Annotated in this window: 19 protein-coding genes; 11 read left to right on the forward strand and 8 right to left on the reverse strand. The window is 65.6% G+C overall.

Annotation, left to right across the window (positions count from 1 at the left end):
* Positions 1–10 precede the first annotated feature (10 nt).
* From ACWDUA_RS17045 to ACWDUA_RS17065, 5 genes are all read right to left on the reverse strand, one after another.
* A complete protein-coding gene (locus tag ACWDUA_RS17045; RefSeq protein WP_449752185.1) occupies positions 11–301 on the reverse strand; it encodes a hypothetical protein in 291 nt (96 codons plus the stop codon).
* A 566-nt stretch (positions 302–867) separates the two neighbouring features.
* Positions 868–1,806, reverse strand: a complete 939-nt coding sequence (locus tag ACWDUA_RS17050) for a PDR/VanB family oxidoreductase (protein WP_449752247.1) — start codon at positions 1,804–1,806, stop codon at positions 868–870.
* A gap of 8 nt (positions 1,807–1,814) precedes the next feature.
* Positions 1,815–2,318 carry an aromatic-ring-hydroxylating dioxygenase subunit beta gene (locus tag ACWDUA_RS17055; protein ID WP_449752186.1) on the reverse strand — a complete coding sequence of 168 codons (504 nt, stop codon included), beginning with the start codon at positions 2,316–2,318 and terminating at the stop codon, positions 1,815–1,817.
* Positions 2,319–2,322: 4 nt separating this feature from the next.
* Positions 2,323–3,621, reverse strand: a complete 1,299-nt coding sequence (locus tag ACWDUA_RS17060; RefSeq protein WP_449752187.1) for an aromatic ring-hydroxylating oxygenase subunit alpha — start codon at positions 3,619–3,621, stop codon at positions 2,323–2,325.
* Between the two features lie 30 nt (positions 3,622–3,651).
* Positions 3,652–4,791, reverse strand: a complete 1,140-nt coding sequence (locus ACWDUA_RS17065; protein WP_449752188.1) for an acyl-CoA dehydrogenase family protein — start codon at positions 4,789–4,791, stop codon at positions 3,652–3,654.
* A 181-nt stretch (positions 4,792–4,972) separates the two neighbouring features.
* Here ACWDUA_RS17065 and ACWDUA_RS17070 point away from each other — a divergent pair, with 181 nt between their 5' ends.
* Positions 4,973–5,482: a flavin reductase gene (locus tag ACWDUA_RS17070; RefSeq protein ID WP_449752248.1), complete on the forward strand. Its 510-nt coding sequence runs from the start codon at positions 4,973–4,975 to the stop codon at positions 5,480–5,482.
* The gene (locus tag ACWDUA_RS17075) at positions 5,479–5,775 is read left to right on the forward strand and encodes a hypothetical protein (protein WP_449752189.1); all 297 of its coding nucleotides are present in this window, start codon (positions 5,479–5,481) and stop codon (positions 5,773–5,775) included. Before ACWDUA_RS17070 ends, ACWDUA_RS17075 begins: the two co-directional genes overlap by 4 nt.
* A gap of 96 nt (positions 5,776–5,871) precedes the next feature.
* On the opposite strand, the gene ACWDUA_RS17080 is transcribed toward ACWDUA_RS17075, so the two are convergent.
* The gene (locus ACWDUA_RS17080) at positions 5,872–6,423 is read right to left on the reverse strand and encodes a nuclear transport factor 2 family protein (RefSeq protein ID WP_449752249.1); all 552 of its coding nucleotides are present in this window, start codon (positions 6,421–6,423) and stop codon (positions 5,872–5,874) included.
* Positions 6,424–6,643: 220 nt separating this feature from the next.
* Complete coding sequence (locus ACWDUA_RS17085) at positions 6,644–7,474, reverse strand: IclR family transcriptional regulator (protein WP_449752190.1); 831 nt, start codon at positions 7,472–7,474, stop codon at positions 6,644–6,646.
* Positions 7,475–7,784: 310 nt separating this feature from the next.
* Here ACWDUA_RS17085 and ACWDUA_RS17090 point away from each other — a divergent pair, with 310 nt between their 5' ends.
* Positions 7,785–9,146 (forward strand): FAD-binding oxidoreductase, encoded by a 1,362-nt coding sequence (locus ACWDUA_RS17090; protein ID WP_449752191.1) that lies wholly within the window; start codon positions 7,785–7,787, stop codon positions 9,144–9,146.
* Between the two features lie 95 nt (positions 9,147–9,241).
* Here ACWDUA_RS17090 and ACWDUA_RS17095 read toward each other — a convergent pair whose 3' ends face one another.
* A complete protein-coding gene (locus ACWDUA_RS17095) occupies positions 9,242–10,381 on the reverse strand; it encodes an LLM class flavin-dependent oxidoreductase (protein ID WP_449752192.1) in 1,140 nt (379 codons plus the stop codon).
* Positions 10,382–10,579: 198 nt separating this feature from the next.
* On the opposite strand from ACWDUA_RS17095, the gene ACWDUA_RS17100 reads away from it, so the two are divergent.
* The 8 genes from ACWDUA_RS17100 to ACWDUA_RS17135 all read left to right on the forward strand — a co-directional run bounded on the left by ACWDUA_RS17100 (position 10,580) and on the right by ACWDUA_RS17135 (position 19,829).
* Positions 10,580–11,818 (forward strand): NAD(P)/FAD-dependent oxidoreductase, encoded by a 1,239-nt coding sequence (locus ACWDUA_RS17100; protein ID WP_449752193.1) that lies wholly within the window; start codon positions 10,580–10,582, stop codon positions 11,816–11,818.
* 153 nt (positions 11,819–11,971) lie between these two features.
* Entirely contained in the window at positions 11,972–12,388 is a 417-nt protein-coding gene (locus tag ACWDUA_RS17105; RefSeq protein WP_449752194.1) for a Rid family hydrolase, read from the forward strand.
* A complete protein-coding gene (locus ACWDUA_RS17110) occupies positions 12,385–13,218 on the forward strand; it encodes an alpha/beta fold hydrolase (protein ID WP_449752195.1) in 834 nt (277 codons plus the stop codon). The genes ACWDUA_RS17105 and ACWDUA_RS17110 overlap by 4 nt, the downstream gene beginning before the upstream one ends.
* The gene (locus ACWDUA_RS17115) at positions 13,215–14,528 is read left to right on the forward strand and encodes an LLM class flavin-dependent oxidoreductase (protein ID WP_449752196.1); all 1,314 of its coding nucleotides are present in this window, start codon (positions 13,215–13,217) and stop codon (positions 14,526–14,528) included. The genes ACWDUA_RS17110 and ACWDUA_RS17115 overlap by 4 nt, the downstream gene beginning before the upstream one ends.
* Before the next feature lie 196 nt (positions 14,529–14,724).
* A complete protein-coding gene (locus ACWDUA_RS17120) occupies positions 14,725–16,296 on the forward strand; it encodes an ABC transporter substrate-binding protein (RefSeq protein ID WP_449752197.1) in 1,572 nt (523 codons plus the stop codon).
* A 19-nt stretch (positions 16,297–16,315) separates the two neighbouring features.
* On the forward strand, positions 16,316–17,335 hold the full coding sequence (locus ACWDUA_RS17125) for an ABC transporter permease (protein WP_449752198.1): 1,020 nt from the start codon (positions 16,316–16,318) through the stop codon (positions 17,333–17,335).
* The gene (locus tag ACWDUA_RS17130) at positions 17,332–18,228 is read left to right on the forward strand and encodes an ABC transporter permease (RefSeq protein ID WP_449752199.1); all 897 of its coding nucleotides are present in this window, start codon (positions 17,332–17,334) and stop codon (positions 18,226–18,228) included. Before ACWDUA_RS17125 ends, ACWDUA_RS17130 begins: the two co-directional genes overlap by 4 nt.
* Positions 18,228–19,829, forward strand: a complete 1,602-nt coding sequence (locus ACWDUA_RS17135) for an ABC transporter ATP-binding protein (protein ID WP_449752200.1) — start codon at positions 18,228–18,230, stop codon at positions 19,827–19,829. The genes ACWDUA_RS17130 and ACWDUA_RS17135 overlap by 1 nt, the downstream gene beginning before the upstream one ends.
* Positions 19,830–19,912 lie beyond the last annotated feature (83 nt).

Below are 19,912 nucleotides of genomic sequence, written 5' to 3' on the forward strand. Positions count from 1 at the left end.
AGGTTTACGTCTACTCGGGCACTACGAACTCCCGGTCCCAGTCGCCGGGCGCGTAGTCAATGAAGGGGTCAAAGTGAAACACGGTGAACCGGCCCCGTTCACCCTCGTCCTCGGGTACGTACTCGTCCTGATCCACCGAACCGTAGACATGCAGAGTGCCGTCCTGATCTTCCTGCCATACAGTGTTGGCCCCGTACTCGACGGTCTGGCCGGTGGACCGCTGGGTGATCCTGAAAGGCCGACCCCAGGTGCCGTCTCGGTACAGGTCGAAACTGTCGGGTGGGCGTGGATTCGTGGTCATTGTCTGAGTCTGGCATAACGCCCCGACATGGCCCGCTGGTAGCAGAACACCCCCGGGTCGTGCCTGGACCAGGGGGTGTCTTGCTGAGGGGTTCGGTGTCACAGATTGTCACAACTACCCCCGATTACGGGTTGCGACCAGATAGACATCGATCGTCCAAAAGTGTTGCTACACAGTCGATCCTCAGGACTGAATAAACACCGATCGACACCCCGAACCTGACTCCGGAGCAGAAGGCCGCAGGTTCGAATCCTGCCGGGGGCACTGTGAGATCTATTCCGGCCTCCGGCCGGTGTGCGCCCGCTGTGTTGTTTGACAGAGATTCATGCAGGCGCACCAGTGACAACTTTGCCGCCCTCCGGCCGGTGTGCGCCCGCTGTGTTGTTTGACAGAGATTCATGCAGGCGCACAGTGATTGTCGTTTCGGCCGGGTGTGGTCTGACGTAGCCCCCGCCGGTCCCTGCCCCGACACCCCATGCCACCGCGCCGTCGTACCGGCCCCGGCCGATGCGGACCGTGCCATCGCAGCGCCGACACCGGTGTGACCGGACCACACCGGTTCGGGCTCAGTAGAGCTCGATCACGAGCCTGTCCGACCGCGCCCGTGATACGCACAGCGCGATCTCCGAGTTCGAGGCCTTGTCCGATGCAGACAGGCAGTGATCCCGGTGGTCCGGGATGCCGTCGAGCACTGCCGAGACACAGGATCCGCAGATGCCCTCCTTGCAGGACCGGAACACCTCGATACCGTTGGCCTCGAGTACCTCGAGGATGGATCGGCCGGCGGGGACGTCGTAGACGGCGCCGTCGAGTTCGACCTGAAAGGGACGATCGCCGCTCGTGTCGATCTCGGTGGCCACGAAGTTCTCGGTGTGCACGTGGTCCCCGCCGACCACCGGCCCGAACGCCGCGGTCACCTGGTCCATGAATCCCTGTGGACCACAGGTGTATACGTGACTCGCTCGGGTCAGGGTGTCGGTGAAGCCGGCGAGTACCCCGTTGTGCCGGCTTCGTGGGATCCCCACCTCCAGGTGAACTCGGTCGACGAACTCGGCCCGGGTGCGCAGCAGATCGGCGAATGCCATCTCCTCCTCGGACCGCGCGAAGTACACCAGGGTGAACTCCGCAGCACGTGAATGCAGCGCGTAGGCCATGCTCAACAACGGGGTGACCCCGATGCCGCCGGCCACCAGCAGATGCCGATCGGCATCGTCGGCGATCGAGAGCAGGTTTCGTGGTCTGCCGATCGTCAGGACATCACCGGGGTTCACCTCGTGGAGTGCCTGCGAGCCGCCACGGGAGTGGGGTTCGCGCTTCACCGCGATCAGTAGCGACGCCGGGTCGTCCGGTGGACTGCAGAGCGAGTACTGCCGTAGCACACCGGTCGGACCGGTCACATCGACATGTGCCCCGGCCTCGTACGGGGTGAACGACGCCCCGTCGGGACGCACGAGTCGCAGGGTGCGGATGCTGTCGGTCTCCGACACGACGTCGGCCACCCTCACCCGGATACTCACAGCAGGAATCCGGCGGCTGGGACCACGTCGTCGCTGTCGATCAGGCGGATCACCTTGCGGACGATCAGGTCGGAGCCGGAACCGGGGGTGAGCCGGACCGTGTGGGTGACCTCGGCGGCCCACAGATCGTGTGATCGGCGCTTGTAGGCCACCAGGATCTGCGCCGCCCGCACCGTCACCTCGTCGTCGGCGACGTCGACCGGCACGAACCGTGACACCGTTCGGACGGTGCGAGCCGCATCGACCGCGGCGATGGCATACCCCTCGGTCATCCGGGCGACCCGCGACTTCCGCATCGTCGCATCGTCGTAGACCATGTTGAGGGTGTTCTCGAAGTCGCTGCCGTCGCGGTCGATCGGGATGATGTACAGGCCGTCGGCGGAGTAGAGGCGCTGCCACTCCTCGTAGGCCGCGTGGTCGAGCAGGTCGGCCTCATGCCAGATCAGGTCGATGGCGCGTTGCAGCCGTGGATCATTCGTGGATGTGGTGACAGTGGTCATCAGGTCAGTCATCGGTCATCATGTCCTTCCATTTGGTGTAGGCCGCACGCATGCCGGTCTCGTCGGTGACGTGCGATGTCGGCCAGCCCTCGGGACTGGTGACCTCGCGCTCGAGGCCGCGGTTGACCATGATCGGCATGCCCGGTGCCGCCTGTGCGCCGCGCTGCACGCGATCCCAGCCCTCCGCATCGTCGGGAGTACCGAATCCGAAGGGCCCCTGGAAGTGTTCGTGCGCACGGAGCCGCCCCCGGTTGATCGGGCCGACGATCTCCTCGGGTCCGTCCGGGCCGATCGCGACGTGTTCGATGTAGGTCTCGTCGACGCTGATCGGCCGGAGAACCCGGAAGAACGAGATGGACATCGACACATTGGGAAAGAGGTTCAGGTTGAAGCCCGTTCCGTGCATCGTGCGCACGAGTCGACGGACCTCGTCGGCACCGAGCCCTTGTTCGGTGAGCTCGGCCACCAGCGAATCGAATCGGGGCTGCAACGGTTCGGTGCCGTCGTCGACGTCCAGATCGGAGTGCTCGGGGACCATCTGCATCACCGAATGTCCGTTCCCGAGATCGTGGGTGGTGCACTCGGGATCGGTCATGAAGCTCATCATGTCGGCGGTCTCCGCATCCACCGAGGCCATCCAGGACCGGTGCACGATGGGGAAGTGGTAGCCATCGGTTGTGTTCTCCAACTGGATCTTCCAGTTGCCCTTGAACGTGAACCGGTGTGTTCCGAGGACCTTGATCGGGTAGCCGCCGCCCTGCTTCATGAATCGGTCGAGCCACAGCCGGACATCACCGAGGTGATCTTCGAGCGGCTCGGCATCGGGATCGAAGGTCGCGAAGATCATCCCGCCGTAGGACTCGGTGCGCAACTGCCACAGGCCCATCCCCTCCTTGTCCATCACCCCCTCGTAGCCGTCGGGGTAGGGGATACCGCGGAGGCGACCGTCGAGACCATAGGACCATGCGTGGTACGGGCAGGTGAAGCCATTGGCGGTGCCCGTCCGCTGCTCGCAGACACTCGCGCCACGATGGCGGCATCGATTGAGCAGGGTGTTGATGGTGCCCTTGCGATCCCGGGTGACGATGACCGGCTGTCGGCCGACATACGTCGACTTGAAGGAGCCGGCCTTGGGCAGTTCGGATTCGTGGGCAACCCAGACCCAGGTCTTCTCGAAGATCTTGCTCATCTCTTCGTCGAAGATCTCGGGGTCGGTGTACATCCGGCCGGCCACACGATCGCCGCGGACCAGGTCGGCGGGCGGCAGGTCGTAGATGGTGTCGTCGGTGAATTCAGTGGTCATCGGTCATCTCCCGTCGATTGATGGTGGTGCTCAGAGGAATCCGGGAAGCGTCGGTTCCAGGCCCATCAGCACGGCCCCCGCGGCGTCGTAGATACCCTGGCCGAGGGTCGCGTGGAGCTGTGGGACCTGGGCATCGAGCCGGAGGCGGTTGAAGGGGTGGCTGTTGGCGATGATCGCCGCCCCCGACACCGCACCGAGGCTGTGGACCACCTGTGACGAGGTGTCGGAGACGTTCACCGCCGACAATCGGACCCGGGCGATCTGATCGGCGGTGATGTCATCGCCGGCCAGTAGCGTCTGCCACACCTCGTCGGCGACGTCGAAGTACCACGATCGAGCCGAATGCAGTGCGGCATAGGCCTTTGCCACGTCGAGGCGATAGTAGGCGCGGGCACCCACCGGTGTGGCCCCGGTGATCCCGGTGTAGGCGCCGTTGTCCACGGCATACCCCAGGGCGGCCTGGGCCACGCCGAGCCCGACCGCGGCGTGGATCTGGGCCTGGTAGGCGACCACCGGATAGCGGAACAGTGGCTCGTCGGTGATGAGCGATGGTCCGCCCCGCACGAACGTCCACTCCCGGGGCACCTCGACGTCACGCACGATGGTGTCGAACGATCCCGAGGCCCGCATGCCGCTCACGTCCCACGCGTCGACGATCTCGACCTGTGCGGCGGGCAGCACCGCTGTCCGCGGCCGTCCCCCCGCAGCGTCGTCGAGCAGGCCCACGCCGATCCAGTCGGCACCCATACATCCGCTCGCGAACTGCCAGCGGCCGTTGACGAGGTAGCCCTTGTCGGTCTCCGCCGCCTTCTGCATCGGAAAGAGTCCGCCGGCGTAGACGACGTCGGGTCCGTCCTTGTACAACTCGGCCTGGGTGTCGAGGGGCAGGGCGGCGAGATAGGTCAGCGCCGACGCGAACGCCACCACCCATCCGGTGGAGCCGTCCACCGTCGCCACCTTCTCCACGATCCTCAGGAAGTCGGCCGGGGGCATCGGTCGGCCGCCGAACCGGGCCGGGGTCGCCGACCGATAGACCCCGAGAGGTTTGAGTTTCTCGATGAAGTCCTTCGGCACGTGACGGAGTTCATGGAATTCGTTGCGGCGCTCGGCGAGCTCGGCCAGAACGGGATCCCACTCGACATCCGTTGGGGACCCCAGGGTTTCGGTCATGTTCTCGGCACTCCTTGGTTCGACGATGCAGCAATGGTCGGCGAAGCGGACTGCCGGCAGCCACGACATGGTCCGGTGAGCGAACCTGACCCTGACACCCGTGCGGGGCGGCGACCTAGATTCCCAGTGCAGGCCGGGGAATGCCCGGAGCAACGCATCACGAGGAGGAACGGTGGTCACGATGACAACCGAGCTCACCCCCACCCAACGAGAATTCCGTTCGGCCATGGCCGGGCTGCCCGCCGGTGTCAACATCGTCACGACCGACGGCGAACTCGGTCGCGCGGGCACCACGGTGACCGCGGTCTGCTCGGTGACCGACGGCCCGCCGACGATGGCGGTGTGCATCAACAAGTCCGCGACGAGTCATGATGCCTTCATCGGGAACGCGCGGATCGGGATCAACATCCTCGGCAGCGAGCACGAGGACGTGGCGTTGGTGTTCGCCAACGCCACCGAGATCCCGCGGGAGCGTCGCTTCGACGATCCGCGATGGGACGTCGAGACCCACGGTGTGCCGGTGCTGACCGGTGCCGCGGCATCGCTGGTCGGGCGGATCGGGTCGATCGCACATCAAGGCTCGCACACGGTTGCCTTCGTCGAGATCGACATGGTTCTGACCGCACCGGAAGCGGGCGGACTGGTCTACTTTCAGCGGTCTTTCCGTGGCGTCGGCACGGCTGCCCGATGACTGTCTTGCCGCAGGCCGGGTCGGCCACACGGATGACCCTGACCTGCTACAACGACACCCACGGGTGGGGGTGGAAGCACGTCGACCTGTTCGTCCACGACCGCGCGACCGGCCATGAGCTCGGCTGGGTGCACTGGGGGGTTCCCGTCGACGGGCCCGAGGCTGCGGATCGGGTCACCGCGACCGTGGAGCCGCTGCTCCGACGGACCTCTCCGTGGCGACACAGTCGTGGCCCGAGTGGCATCGAATCCTGGGAGGCCGACGCCGAGTGGGCGGACGAGGAAAGGGGCTGAGCCAATCATCGTGAGGTGACCATGCTCATGAGAAGCAGAAGGCCGGGACCACATCGTTGGTACCGGCCTCCTGCTTCGCACTCGTCGGTCAGGGCCTCAGGGCCTTAACAGCACCGAGGCGGAAGGGAAGTCGCTGACAAAGTTGTCTGGCAACGGCACGATGAAGGCGTTCTCGGTGCGGGTACGGGAGATCTTCCACGCGCCATCCACCTTCCGGAAGAGATTGTTGAGCCGGCTGCCGCGGATCAACCCCGTACCGTCGCCGAACAGCCACGGCTGGAAGTGGATCCACTGGCCGTCGGCATGCCGCCCGTCGCCGTGGACGTGGATCTGCTCGGAGGTCAGGTAGTGCACGTTCAGCAGGAGCTTCGGGTCCTGGTCCTTCGGCCAGAACCGGTTGAAGTGTGCCCGGAGCGCGTCCTTGCCCACGGCTTTGCCGAACTGGTTGTCGTAGTACTCACCGACGCCCTCCCAGATGGCGTCGTCGGTGTAGAGCTCGAGGATGAGTTCGATGCGCTCGGTGTCGTCGGCCACACCGAACTCGGGATTGGGGGTGTCGCAGAGGAACATGTACCGGGTCTGAAGGCGTCGGATGTCTGCCTCGGCCTCGAGCCGTTCGAGGCGTCTGAGCAGGGCCACGGTGTCGATCTCCGGTGTCACGATGTCTGGGGTGTCGATGTCTGGGGTCACACACGCAGTGTCGCCATCGCGGCCGGTGAGGTGAACCGGCGGGTCCGAACAGTGGACCCGCTTGGTACACAGTAACTCTCGGGTGCGGAATCCCGGGTGCGGAGTCATCGCCGGGTCGAGTTCGGCACGGGCCGAGATCAGCACCGGTGCCGAGATCAGCACGGACGACAACGGTGGATCAGCTGACGAGCCGGATTCCCTCGTGGGTCGATGCACCCACCGCTCGCCGAAGACCCTGCATGATGTCGTTCGCCGCCGCCCACAGTGCGTGCAGAACGGGCTGGTCGTCGCGACGCTCGGATGTGCGGGTCACCGAGATCGCCGCGAAGATCCTGGATGTCCCGGGATGGAACACCGGAACGGCAGTCGTCTTGAAGCCCGCCACGCACATCTGGTTCTCGGTGGTGTGGCGGCGTTCGCGGATGTCGGCGAATCGCGCGGTGAGCGCCGACCGGTCGCGCACGCCGAGGCGCTCGAGAGCCGACGAGTCCAGCCCGGAACACCGGTCGGTCTCGGAGTAGGCCAGGAACAGGTGCCCAGAAGCAGTGGCGTGCAGAGGTACTCGATGACCGACCGAACCCAGCACGTGCCGGTCGCGGCGGCCGGCGAACCGTTCGAGGTACACGCATCGGTCCTCCTGGGGGATCGCGAGATGCACGACGCCGTGGGTGGCGGAACGGAGATCGGTGAGTGTGGGCCGGGCCAGCGCGCGTAGTCCCGCCGGCCCCGGGACCAGCTGGCCGAGTTCGAACATGCGCCAGCCCAGCTGATAGCCGTCCGGGGTCCGGGTGAGCATGCCGAGGGTCGACAATTCGACGGCGAGGCGATGCGCACTGGCCTTCGGGACGCCGGACCGACGGCTCAGTTCGGTGAGGCCCATCGTGGTCGGGCCGTCGGTGAAGGCGGCGAAGATCGCAGTGGCCTTGCCCAGGACCGATGCCGCATGAGCGGCGGGGTCGTCGATGCGATCGGCGGGTGCGGTGTCGGTCTGTCGGATGGTTCCGGCCATGGTGCGTACCTCACGTCTTGATCCAACGCGCGTTGCGGATGATCCTGTTTTCCAGGTGGACAACAGCATCGTCGGTCGCGTGTGTTGCGGATCGGCACCCGGATTGTTACGGGCCGGAAAAGTTGTCCATCTGGACAACCGGGGAGGGTTCGCTCAGCGAACCGCTGCGTTGAGGGGCTCCGGACGGGCTTGTGATCCTCCGTGGAGCCGACAACAGACACCCATCGTGAGGAGTGATCGTGAGAGGACACATGCCGACCCGGACGGCGTATCCCGCCGACGCGTTCGATGAACCGGCGGGAGGTGGGCGGTGACCACGGGAACCGTGTCCGCCGACGTCGTGACGGACCTGCGATCTCGGATGCGCGGAGTGGTCGCCGAGCCCGGTGACCCGGAGTACCCGCGTTTGGTCGCCGGGTTCCACCTCGCGTTCGAGCACACACCCCCGGTCGTGGTGGAGCCGGCCGACGTCGCCGACGTCCGAGTCGTCGTCGAGTCGGCCGTGCGTGCGGGTGTCCCGGTCACCGCGCTGGGTGGGGGACACGGCTTCCATCGCGGCATCAGTGACGGAATCGTTCTGCGTACCAGTGGTTTACGATCAGTCGATGTCGATGCTGGTGCAGCGACGGTACGGATCGGGGCCGGCACGACGTGGCATGAGGTGGCGGCGCTCACCGGGCCGATGGGACTGGCTCCGCTGGCCGGCTCGGATCCGGGTGTGGGCGCCGTCGGATATGTCCTGGGTGGTGGCCTGGGGCCGCTCGGACGGACCCACGGATACGCCGCCGATTCCGTTCTGTGCTTCGAGGTCGTCACCGGCACTGGCAGGCGGCTCGTCGTCGACGACGAACACCATCCGGATCTGTTCTGGGCGCTGCGTGGTGGCAACCACGGTCTGGGCATCGTGACGGCCATGACGGTCCGCCTCGTCCCGACCGCCGATATCCATGGGAATGCCTGGTATTTCGATGACCGCCATATCGAACCCGTCCTGCGGGCATGGGTTCGCTGGTGCGCAGATCTGCCGGACGAGATGAACACCTCGGCCCAGATCCTCCGGGTGCCCGACGATCGGGATTCACCAGCGGCGATCCGGGGACGGACGGTTCTCGGGATCGCGAATGTCCATGTCGGCGAGGAGAACAGGGGACTGGCGCTGGCCTCGCCGCTGCTCGGGATCGCGACGCCGATATTCCACGAGCCCGGACGTGTTCACCACGACATGCTGCCGCCGACGGTGGTCACGGACGGAGGCGTCTACCTCGACGCGGTCGACGACGAGGCGCTCGACGCGATTCTCGATCTGGTCGGGCCGCGGCATTCTCGTGACGCGGTACCACTGGATTCCGTCGGCCTGCAGCGGCTCGGTGGTGCGCTGTGCTCCCCACGCACCTCGTCGAACGCGGTGACCGGACGTGGAGCGGCCTTCGCCCTCCACGCGATCGGGACACGACCGGATCTGATCGGCACGGGGATCCCGGAACACATCCGTGCGCTCCATGCCGCGGTGGGGCGTCTTCGGAGCGTGGGCACCCTCCCGAACTACATCGGTCCGGCGAACGCACCGGGCGAGGTGGCCGAAGCATGGGAACCGGCGATCGGGCGCCGGTTGACCGAGATCCGCGCGGCCCACGACCCGTCGGGGATTCTCCAGGGCTCCCATACGAATTGACAGGATTCCCATACGAATTCACGAGGCGCGGTCACGACGCCGTCGCCGCACCGGGAGGTCTCCGGTGCGGCGACGGCGGCTGGTGCCCACGCGACTCAGAGCTCGAACCTTCCAACACCATCGATCCCGGCGCGAACGAATGCGTTCTCGGGGATGGACCCACGACGGGTCTTGAAGTGCGGGATCACATACTTGCCGATCACCTCGATGGTCTTGAGGGTCTTGGAGTGACCGTATCCGTCGATCTTGAGTACCACCTCGTCGATCCCCATGCTCTCGAGCCGTTCGCACCGCTCGATGAAGAAGTCGGGGTCGCCGACCATCAGCATCGGTGAGGAATCGTTGAGGTACTCGAGGTCGTCACCGTGCTTCTGGATGTTCTCGTGGAGCTGTCGCCAGTACTGGTAGCCGGGCGCCTGGGTGCCTGCGAGCCCGGCCGCGAGATCTTCGACACTCTTGATCAGGGCCTTCATGGTGACCCCGGCATCGGCGAAGGCCTCGTCCTTCGACGCGGCGCAGTAGGCGGGGAAGGTGAAGCCCGTCACGTGCGGGTTGATCGGGTACAGACCACCGATGGGCGCGGCCTCTGCGAGGCCCCGGCGGTACTCGTCGACCACCAGTTGCTGGTACTCCCACCCGAGGTAGCTGTCCGCGGTCATCAGGCCCAGGCCCAATGTTCCTGCGGTGTAGTGGCTTTCCGGGCTCGTCGCGGTGACGTAGATCGGTGGGAGTTCCCGGCTCTCCAGACGCGGATTGACCGAGACGTCGTCGATGTCGTAGAACTCGCCATGGAAGGTCACCGAATCCTCGGTCAGTGCGCGGATCACGATCTCGGTGTGCTCACGCCACTCTTCGCGGGTCCTGGTGGGATCGATGCCGAAGCCGCGCATGTACTTCTCGTTGTTCGACCGCGCCGTCGCGAACTCGAATCGGCCGCCGGAGAGGATGTCCATCGTGGCGACCCGTTCGGCGACACGCAGGGGATGATTGAACCCCAGCGACGTGATCGCCATCTGGCGCACCTTGATGGTGTGGGTGCGCTCGGCGAGGATCGGCATGATGATCTCCGGTGCGGAGATCGACCACTGTCCCTCCATGAAGTGCTGTTCGGACGTGCCGATGAAGTCGAAACCCATCTCCTCGGCGAAGACCAGTTCCTTGATGGCCTCGCGCAGGCGCACGCCGTACGACATGCCCCGATTCACCTGGGCCTCGGATATGATCCCGAATTTCACTGTTCAGATCCTCCAGTGCAGATAAGGCCGGGTCGCTCGCCGGGGGCGATGGCGCCCGGATGGGTGCGACCCGGCTCTCTCGATGACGGGCCCTTCGCCAGACAACACTGACTCTGTGTCGCTGCGGTTTCCACGTGGCGGACCGCTCAGCGGACCCGGTGGTGACGCCGTCCGGAGCGCCAAACCTAGCCTGTCGCCATGGCGCAGCAGACGTATTACACCCAAGGAATCAGCACCCCTGAGCGGCCGCCGCTGAGCGGGACGTCGTCCTACGACGCGGTGGTCATCGGCGGCGGATACGCCGGGATCTCGGCAGCGACGGCGTTCGCCCGATCCGGGATGTCGGTGATCGTTCTCGAGAAGGATCGGACCGGAGCGGGTGCGTCCGGCCGCAACGGCGGAATCCTGCTCCTGAGTGAGGGAACACATCTGGGCGAGGCCGAGGACTCGGCGACGGTGGACGAGTCGCTGGGCGCCGCCGCTGCCGAACTGGTCGCGTTCGTCGCCGAGAGCGGCGCGGACGTCGACCTCCGGCAGGGCACCATACGGCTGGCGACGACCCGTCGGCAGGCCGCGCAGTTGGCCAGATCGTCTGTCGCGGGGTCGGACTCGGTGCGAGCCGCTCGCCGGTTCCTCGATTCCGGTGAACTCCGGGAGTTCGTGGCCTCGGACAGGTACACCGGCGGCCTCTATGAACCGGACAACATCACGATCAACCCCTACCGGCTGCTCGAGGCCCTTGCCGCGTCTGCGGAAGCTCAGGGTGTGGTCATCGCCGAAGGAAGCGCCGCCACCGGAATCCATGCACGCCGCGATCGTGTCACCGTGGTGACCGAGGCCGGTGAGGTCCATGGTCGTCGGCTGGTGGTGGCTGCGGGTACAGGCACCGGCCGGGTGGTCCCCTCGATCGGTCGGCTTCTGCTGACCGGGTACTCACAGATCGCCGTGACCGAGCCGATCGACGAGCGCCTTCTCGACAGTGTGCTCCCGTCCTGGCTCGCGACGTCGGAGATCGTCGTGTTCTCCCGGTACTTCCGGCGGCTTCCGGGCAACCGGCTGCTCTTCGGAATCGGTACCCTCTTCGACAGCATCGACGGACCCGGCCTCGCCGACCGGATCCGCGCCGAACTCCGGGATACGTTCCCGGCATTGGGGGATGCGGCCTTCGAGAGCAGTTGGGAAGGCGCGATCGCCTCCACCGTGGAGGAGACGCCGCTGCTGGAGCGGATTTCTCCCACCGCGGTCGCCACCTCGAGCAACGGAGTCCTCGCATCGTGGAACGCGGGCCGGATCGCCGCAGCGGCAACAGATCCCGACTACGCCGCCTATGACCTGCTGCGGGGGAACCGGCACGCCACGTGGCCGCCTCTGGGCGCTCCCGAGGCGTTGGTGCGCCGGGCTGCGGCAGGGGTCTTCCGCGTCCGAGATCGGTTGTGACCAGGCATTATCCGTCGACGGTTCGGTGAACGGACCGTCGACGGACCGGGTGGCGGTCGGTCGTATTGACTGACTGCATTCCGGCGTCGGGTTCCCGACCACGAGGACGACACACCTACAGCGACGACATACCTACAGCGAGGAGCACATCTCATGACCGAATCGACGACATCGGTATGGAAGGCGTACCGGCCGGTGGGTACGCCGCACCCCGCGTGCCTCACCCTGGCCGGCGATGACACCGTCATCGTGTCCGGGCTGAGTGGGATGAGTCCCGACGGCACCATGCCCGAGACCGCATACGAACAGTCCGTCCAGGCGATCAAGAACATCGAATCACTTTTGCAGCGTGAGGGTTTCACTCTGGATGAGGTTATTCTGCTGCGTCCGTACGTGACCGACATGGCGTTTGCGCCCGACCTGGCGAAGGCGGTTCTCGACGCATTCGGCGAAGCGCCGCCGGCATCGGGTGCGCTGCTGGGCAATGTGACCCTCGCGCATCCGGCGATGCTGATGGAACTCGAGGCCATCGCGGTGCGTGGCGTCGTGCGGGAACTCGTCGCGGAATGAGTGTAGACGACTTCCCGAGCCGCGACTGGAAGTACTGGACCCAGCCGACGATCATCGATATCGACGGCGTGCCAACGGCATATCGCCGCGATGGGGCCGGCGAGGTGGTCGTGTACCTCCATGGTGCGGAGGCCACACGTGCCTGGCTGCCGGTGCACCGGTTCCTGTCGAACGATGTCGATCTGATCGCGCCCGAGCATCCGGGATTCGGTGATACCCCCCGCCCCGCCGAATGGGATGAGTGGGAGGACTGGATTCTTCACTACGACACCCTGCTGCGCACACTCGGCACCGAGCCGGTGCACCTGGTGGGCAATTCGTTGGGGGCCTGGCTGGCGGCGAATCTCGCGGCCTTCTATCCGGGACGATTCGCCAGTCTCACGCTGATCGCGCCGCACGGCGTGCGGACGGATCCCACCGTTCACTGGGCAGATCCGTTTCGTCCGGTCGACGGCACCGGTCACGATGCCCTGTTCAACGGTCGCGGAGCGGAATTGATCGCCGAACTCGGCCAGGAGGGCGAGTTCGAGGACGGCATCCGGAGATTCGCCGAGGGCGCCACGGCGGCCGTCCTCACCTTCAACCCGCGCTACGACATCAAGTTCGACTATCGGCTCCGGCGGATCGAGTCGCCGACGCTCGTTCTCGCGCCCGAGGAGGACCGGCTGTATCATGGTGCCGCCCAACGTTTTGCGGATCTGATCCCGGGTGCAGAGTTGCGAGTGGTCGGGGGAGACGACCGAGGACCGTCCGGTCACGGGATGGTGCTCGAACAGCCCGCAGTGATCGCCACGTCGATCATCGACCATGTCAGGGCGGGTGCGCGATGAGCCGTGCGGTGGAGTTCTTCGGGCTGATGGAAAGCGGATATCCCTACGTCCCCTACTCCGCTGACCGCCCGCATCGGTCGATCTTCGTCGACATGCCCGGCAGCTATTACGACAGGATGCAGGGGCAGCGTCAGATCGAGGATCAGCTCGAGACGCTTGTCGGTCTCGAGAAGCTGGGATTCGACGGCGTCGCCATCACCGAGCAGCACAACGGGCCTGCCGGTCTGATCCCCAACGCGATGTTGGGTGCGGCCTGGCTGGCGGCACGCACGTCGTCGGTGAAGATCATGGTTCTCGGGCCGTTGCTCAATGCCTATCGGTCACCGATCCGGCTCGCCGAGGAGATCGCGGCGGTCGACACCATGTGCCAGGGGCGGTTGCTCGTCGGGCTGCCCATGGGTCTGGGTAGCTCCTACCATGGGCTGGGCCTGAATCCGGCGACGGCACGACTGCGCCACAACGAGGGCACAGAACTCCTCCTCAAGGCGTTGTACGAGACCGAGCCGTTCAGCTGGCGGGGACGCTTCTTCAACCACGAATACGTCAACGTGTGGCCGAAGCCCGCTCACGACATCGAGTTCGTACTGCCCAGTGGCGGTTCGCAGGAGACCTTGGAGATTGCCGCGAGGCGGCGATTCGGATACCAGTCGCAGCTGAACGATCGCGGCATGACCATCAAGATCCTCGAGCGTTTCCGCGAGCTGTGCAGAGCCGAAGGTTACGATCCGGATCCGCGGCAGAGTCAGCTCAGCATCGACATCTTCGTCTCGGAGACCGATGCATCGGCCCGCAAGGAGATCGAGGCGTACACCGACTGGACGTACCAGAACTACCTGGCGATGGAGGAGTACGACCTGTTCCCGCCCGGGTACACCTCGGTCAACTCGATTCGAGGGATTCGCCGCGGCGGGTGGGGTGAAGATGTCGGGACGACGACATTCGACGACGTCCTCGACAACCGGTGGATCATCACCGGTTCGCCTGACACGGTGATCGCCGGGATCGACGAGCTGCTCGACAGTACCGGGTCGGGACGGCTCCTGGTTTCGCTCGACAACGGTGCGATACCCGCGTGGCTGGTCAACAAGTCCGCCGGGCTGTTCGCCGAACAGGTTCTGCCACACTTTCGGCCGGATGGCCGGACGACGTCGGAGACCGAACCCCGACACGGATATCGCACGAAGCTGGAGTACGCCACCAAACGGGGCGATCTCGTTCCCAAAACCGTTGTGAAAGACGGCCATCTGGTCGATGCCGATCGCGTTGCCACCGATCCTGACGGTGCGAGGATCCGTCGATGGCCGGCATGACGTCGTGTCCACGGTGCTCGCACCCGGGCCCGGTGGGCAGACGTGAGGGGGCGGCGCCCGCGTCCGGCCGATGAGCGATCGATCGCCGTGAGCGCCTGCACCATGTCGATTCGTCCCCGGTCGCGCGGGAGTCGACGAGCAAGAGAATCGCCGACGGCGTCGATCTCTCCCATTCCCTGAACCCTGGAGAACACAAGTGAGCAATCTGAACGGGCCGCGAATGAATCGGCGGGACCTGCTGAAGTACATGGGCCTCGGTGGGGTGGCGGTGGCGGGCACGAGCCTGCTGGCCGCGTGCGCCTCGGGGGAGTCCGGTAGCGGCGCGACCGGACCGTCTGCACCACCGCAGAAGGGCGGGACGATGCGGGTCGGGATCATCAGTGGCGGAGCCACCAGCGTGTTCACCCCGTACAGCCCGAACACGTCGGACGCCGAGTGGATCGGTGTCAGCCTGTTCGAACCGATCCGTTCGCCTGATGACCAGACATTCCAGATGACCGACCTGCTGTGCGAATCCATCGAGCCGGCCAACAACGGGCAGCAGTGGATCGTCAAGCTGAAGAAGGGAATCGAGTTCCACAACGGGAAGACCGTCGACGCCGACGACATGATCTACACCTACGGTGTGATCAAGGACCCGGCCACCGGCGCCATGAGCTCGAGCGGATTCCAGATTCTCGAATCCATGAAGAAGCTCGACGACCACACGGTCCGATTCGACCTCACCGGGCCCTCGGGGTACTTTCCGATCGCGCTGTCGCAGCGCGGCACCACCGGATTGGCTCCCGCCGGGTGGAAGAAGGGGGATGCCCCGATCGGCACGGGCCCCTTCAAGTTCAGGTCACGCTCAGGCGACACGACGACATTGGTCCGGTTCGACAACTACTGGGGCGACGTCGCCTATCTCGACGAGGTGCAACTGACACCGATCGTCGACCCGAATGCCCGGGTCAATGCGTTGTCGTCCGGCGCGATCGACCTGTGTATGAATCTGCCGGTGACGTCATTCAACCGATTCCACCAGGACCCGAGATTCGGTGTGATCGACGCACCGTCGGGGTTGTCCCAGTTCATTCTGATGCGTACCGACAGCGGTGAGTTCGCCGACAACAACGTGCGAACCGCGATCAAGATGGCGGTCGACCGTGACCAGATCCTCGAGGTCGTGTACGGCGGGCACGGGGTCATCGCCAACGACGTCTACGGAAAGTACGACCCGGCGTTCGACGAGTCCCTGGTCCGGACGCGTGACCTCGCCGGCGCGAAGGCGCTGATCAAGAAGGCCGGCGCCGAGGGCGACGAGGTCACGTTCGTCACCATTGCCGGTGAGTTCCAGTCGATCTGCGAGATCGTCGCCCAGGCGGCAAATGACATCGGGCTCAAGGCGAACGTCCAGGTGAAAGACACCGGATCGTATTACGCGAACTTTCCGGGCTGGTATGCGGCGACCGACAGCTGCCCGGCACTTCCGTTTCTCAGCATCGCCGGAATCTACGATGCCCCGGGTGCCACGTACAACGGGACGTTCTTCAGCAACGCGCAATACGACGCGTACTGGAACGAGGCCGTCGGCATGCTGACGCAGGAGGAGCAGAAGGCGCCGATTCAGGGAATGCAGAAGATCCTCTTCGATCAGGGGGGATACATCATCCCGGTGTTCAAGAACACCGTGGCCGCGCACGCGGGCAACACCTCGGGATGGCCGACGGCCGATCACCTGGGTCTCGGCATCCAGATCGGTCTCAACAAGGTCGGTTTCACCGCCTAGCGGAAAAGAGAAGCTGGTAATGAGCACAGTATCGGGGCCCGCGGTCTCTCGTGGGATGCCCAGCTCACGCAAGGGTCTGCGGTGGTCACCCGACATCGGCTGGATCGCCCTGCGGGTGGGGTTCGGTCTGTTGACCCTGTTCGTCGTCACCGTGGTGATCTTCCTGGCCACACAGATCCTGCCGGGCGATGTCGCGCGGATCGTGCTGGGTCGAGGTGCGACACCGGAGGCGGTCGAGGCGATGCGGGCGAGTCTCGGCCTCGATCAGTCGGCATTCCACCGTTACACGGAGTGGTTGGGGGGTGTGCTGACCGGAGACTTCGGCACCTCGCTGACCTCGGGCACATCGGTGGCCGACCAGGTGTTCCCTCCGTTGCTGAACACGCTCTCGGCGGTGGCCGTGGCGGTGGCGATCGGATTCCCCCTCGCGGGTCTGATCGGCACGCTGGCGGCTCGGAAGCCCGGCGGAATCCTCGACGGGATCGTGTCGGTGGTGGCGGTGGTGATCTCGGCGGTCCCGGAGTTCGTCGTCGCCTTGCTGGTCGTTGCACTGTTGTCGACCAGTGTCTTCACCATCCTGCCCGCGGTGTCACTGATCCCCGCTGGTGAGTCGCCGTGGTCGCACCCCGATCTCCTGGTGCTCCCGGTCATCACCCTCGTGATCGTGATGCTCCCGTACCTGACCCTCCAGGTCCGTGCCTCGGTGGTGGAGGCACTGCGCTCGGAGTACGTGGTGATGGCCGAACTGAAGGGACTGTCCCGTCGAACCGTGTTGTATCGGCATGCCCTGCCGAACGGTCTCCAGCCGGCCATCCAGGCGGGCGGACTGTCCCTGGCATACCTTTTGGGCGGAACGGTCGTCATCGAGTACATCTTCCAGTATCCGGGTATCGGATTGACCCTGGTCAACGCCGTGACCAATCGCGACATCCCGATCGTGCAGGCGTCGGTCCTGGTGCTGGCAACCCTGTACGTCGTGATCAACCTCATCGCCGACATCCTGACCGTATTCGTCACCCCCACAGTGAGGACACGATGACCATCGCCGACCCCACCGATCCCGAATTGACCAGCAGGGCAGAGGCATCCCTTCAGGGCCATGGTCGGTGGCGCGCTCTGCTGCGGGAACCGCGGTTCATCGTGGGTGGTGGACTGGTGCTGTTGATCCTGGCGATCGCGATCCTCGGACCGATGTTGGCGCCCCATGCGGCGGATGACTATGTCGGAGTGCCGTTCTCGAGTCCGGGCGACGGGTATCCACTCGGAACCGACGTCAAGGGGCAGGACATCTGGTCTCGTTTCCTGCGTGGTGGCTGGACCGTCGTCTGGATGTCGATCGCCTCGGCGACCATCGGCACCGTGGCCGGGACGTTTCTGGGGATGCTCGCGGGATACACCCGGGGGTGGTTCGACGAGGTCGCGATGAGACTGGTCGATGTGTGGCTGGCGTTCCCGATGATCGTCTTCGTGCTCCTGTTCGTCTCCATGGCGGGCTCGGGTCTGTGGCTGCTGGTGCTGCTCATCGGCCTGGCGCACATCCCGCAGGTCACCCGCGTCGTCCGCGGCGTGACACTGGACGTCGGAACACGTGAATTCGTAGAATCGGCAAAGGTATTGGGATCTGGCGTGGTTCGAACCTGTGTCGTGCAGATCCTGCCGAACATCCTACCCACTGTGCTGGTCGAGTACGGCATCCGGGTGGTGTGGTCGGTGGGCACCATCGCGAGCCTCGGGGTGCTCGGTATGGGCATCAAGGCCCCGTACGCGGACTGGGGGCTCATGATCAACGAGAACCAGCCGGGTCTGACGTTCGCCCCGCTCGGTGTGCTGTTGCCCTTGGCGGGGATCGCGACCTTCGCCATCGGGTTCAACGTGCTCTCCGAAGGGATCTCGAGAGCATTCAGCGTGTCGGTTCCGGGAGAGGTGAAGTGATGGCGGTCGACCGGCCGGTCGTCGAGGTGACGTCGTTGACCGTGAACGTCGGATCCCGCACCATCGTCGATGATGTGAGCTTCTCGATCGGGAGGGGAGAGATCCTCGCCGTGGTGGGACAGAGCGGATCCGGCAAGACGACGGTCGGCATGGCCCTGCTGGGCTACGTCCGCCATGGTGCACGTATCACCGGCGGTGAGGTCGTGGTGCGCGGCACGGACGTCGGCAGCCTCGACGAGGATGGACGTCGGGCCCTGCGGGGCAAGGTCGTCGCCTACGTCCCGCAGGATCCGCGTGCCTCGCTCAATCCGGCGCTGACGATCCGCAGGCAGCTCGCCGAGGTTCTCGACCCCGGCCCTCGAAGGACGAAATCGACTGTGGCGGATTCGATTCGAGAATCACTCGAGGGGGTCGGGCTCCCCTCTGACGACGAGTTCCTCGATCGGTATCCCCACCAGCTCTCCGGCGGCCAGCTCCAGCGGGTCGGGATCGCGATGGCGACGGTGGCACGACCCCCGGTTCTCGTGTTCGACGAACCGACGACCGGGCTCGATGTCACCACTCAGCGTCGAGTGCTGGATCTGGTGCGTGGACTGTGCTCGAAACACGGCATCGCCGGCCTGTATGTCACGCACGACCTCGCGGTGGTCGCGGATCTGGCCGACACGGTCCTGGTGATGAAGGACGGATCGGTACAGGAATACGGCCCGCTTCGGCAGGTGTTCACCGAGCCGACCTCGGACTACACCCGCCGCCTGCTGGCGGCGGCCCCGGATCTGGCCGATGTGGCCACACCGGGCGACGGGGGGCCACGGCGCAGGCCGGCCCCGATCCTGGATGTCACCCGGCTCGCGGCCGGATATCGGAAGCACCAGGTCCTGCACGATGTGTCCTTCCAGCTGTTCGAAGGGGAATGCCTGGCGATCGTCGGGGAGTCCGGCTCCGGCAAGACCACGCTGTCGCGGGCACTGATCGGACTGCATCCCGGTCACACCGGCGAGGTGTCGTGGTGGGGCACATCGCTGCCGCGGAGCGCGTCGGCCCGGACCAAGCGGATGGTGAAGGACCTCCAGTACGTGTTCCAGAGTCCGTTCACCGCCCTGAACCCCCGAATGACCGTCGGTGACAGCCTGCGATTCGCGCACACGCTGACCAACCAGGCCTCGCGGCGGGACCGCGAGGTCGCGATCGGTGAGGCGATGGACAAGGTCGGGCTCCCCCGGAAGGTGTTGGGGTTGCTGCCCAACCGTCTCAGCGGCGGGGAACGTCAGCGCGCGGCGATCGCCCGGGCACTGGTGACCGGCCCCAGCGTGCTGATCTGCGACGAGATCACGGCCTCGCTCGATGTCCTCATCCAGGAGACCGTCATCGATCTGCTCGGTGAGCTCAAACGGCAGGAAAATCTCGCCTTGCTGTTCGTCACGCACGATCTGGCGTTGGTGGGGGAGTTCGCGGATCGCGTCCTGGTTCTGGACAAGGGACGCGTGGTGGAACAGGGACCGACCGTCGAAGTCCTGACGGCGCCACGCGACCCCTACACCCGACGCCTGCTCGACGATGCGCCGTCGATCAGCGCCGCCATGTCCCTGCGCGACCACTGACGACCGCGGCGGTGCCGCGGGTGTGGCGGACACCGGGGCCGACGAGGCGGACTACCGAGACCAGAGCGGGCGTCCGGGTCCGG

The organism is Gordonia sp. NPDC003376 (genome assembly GCF_053589235.1).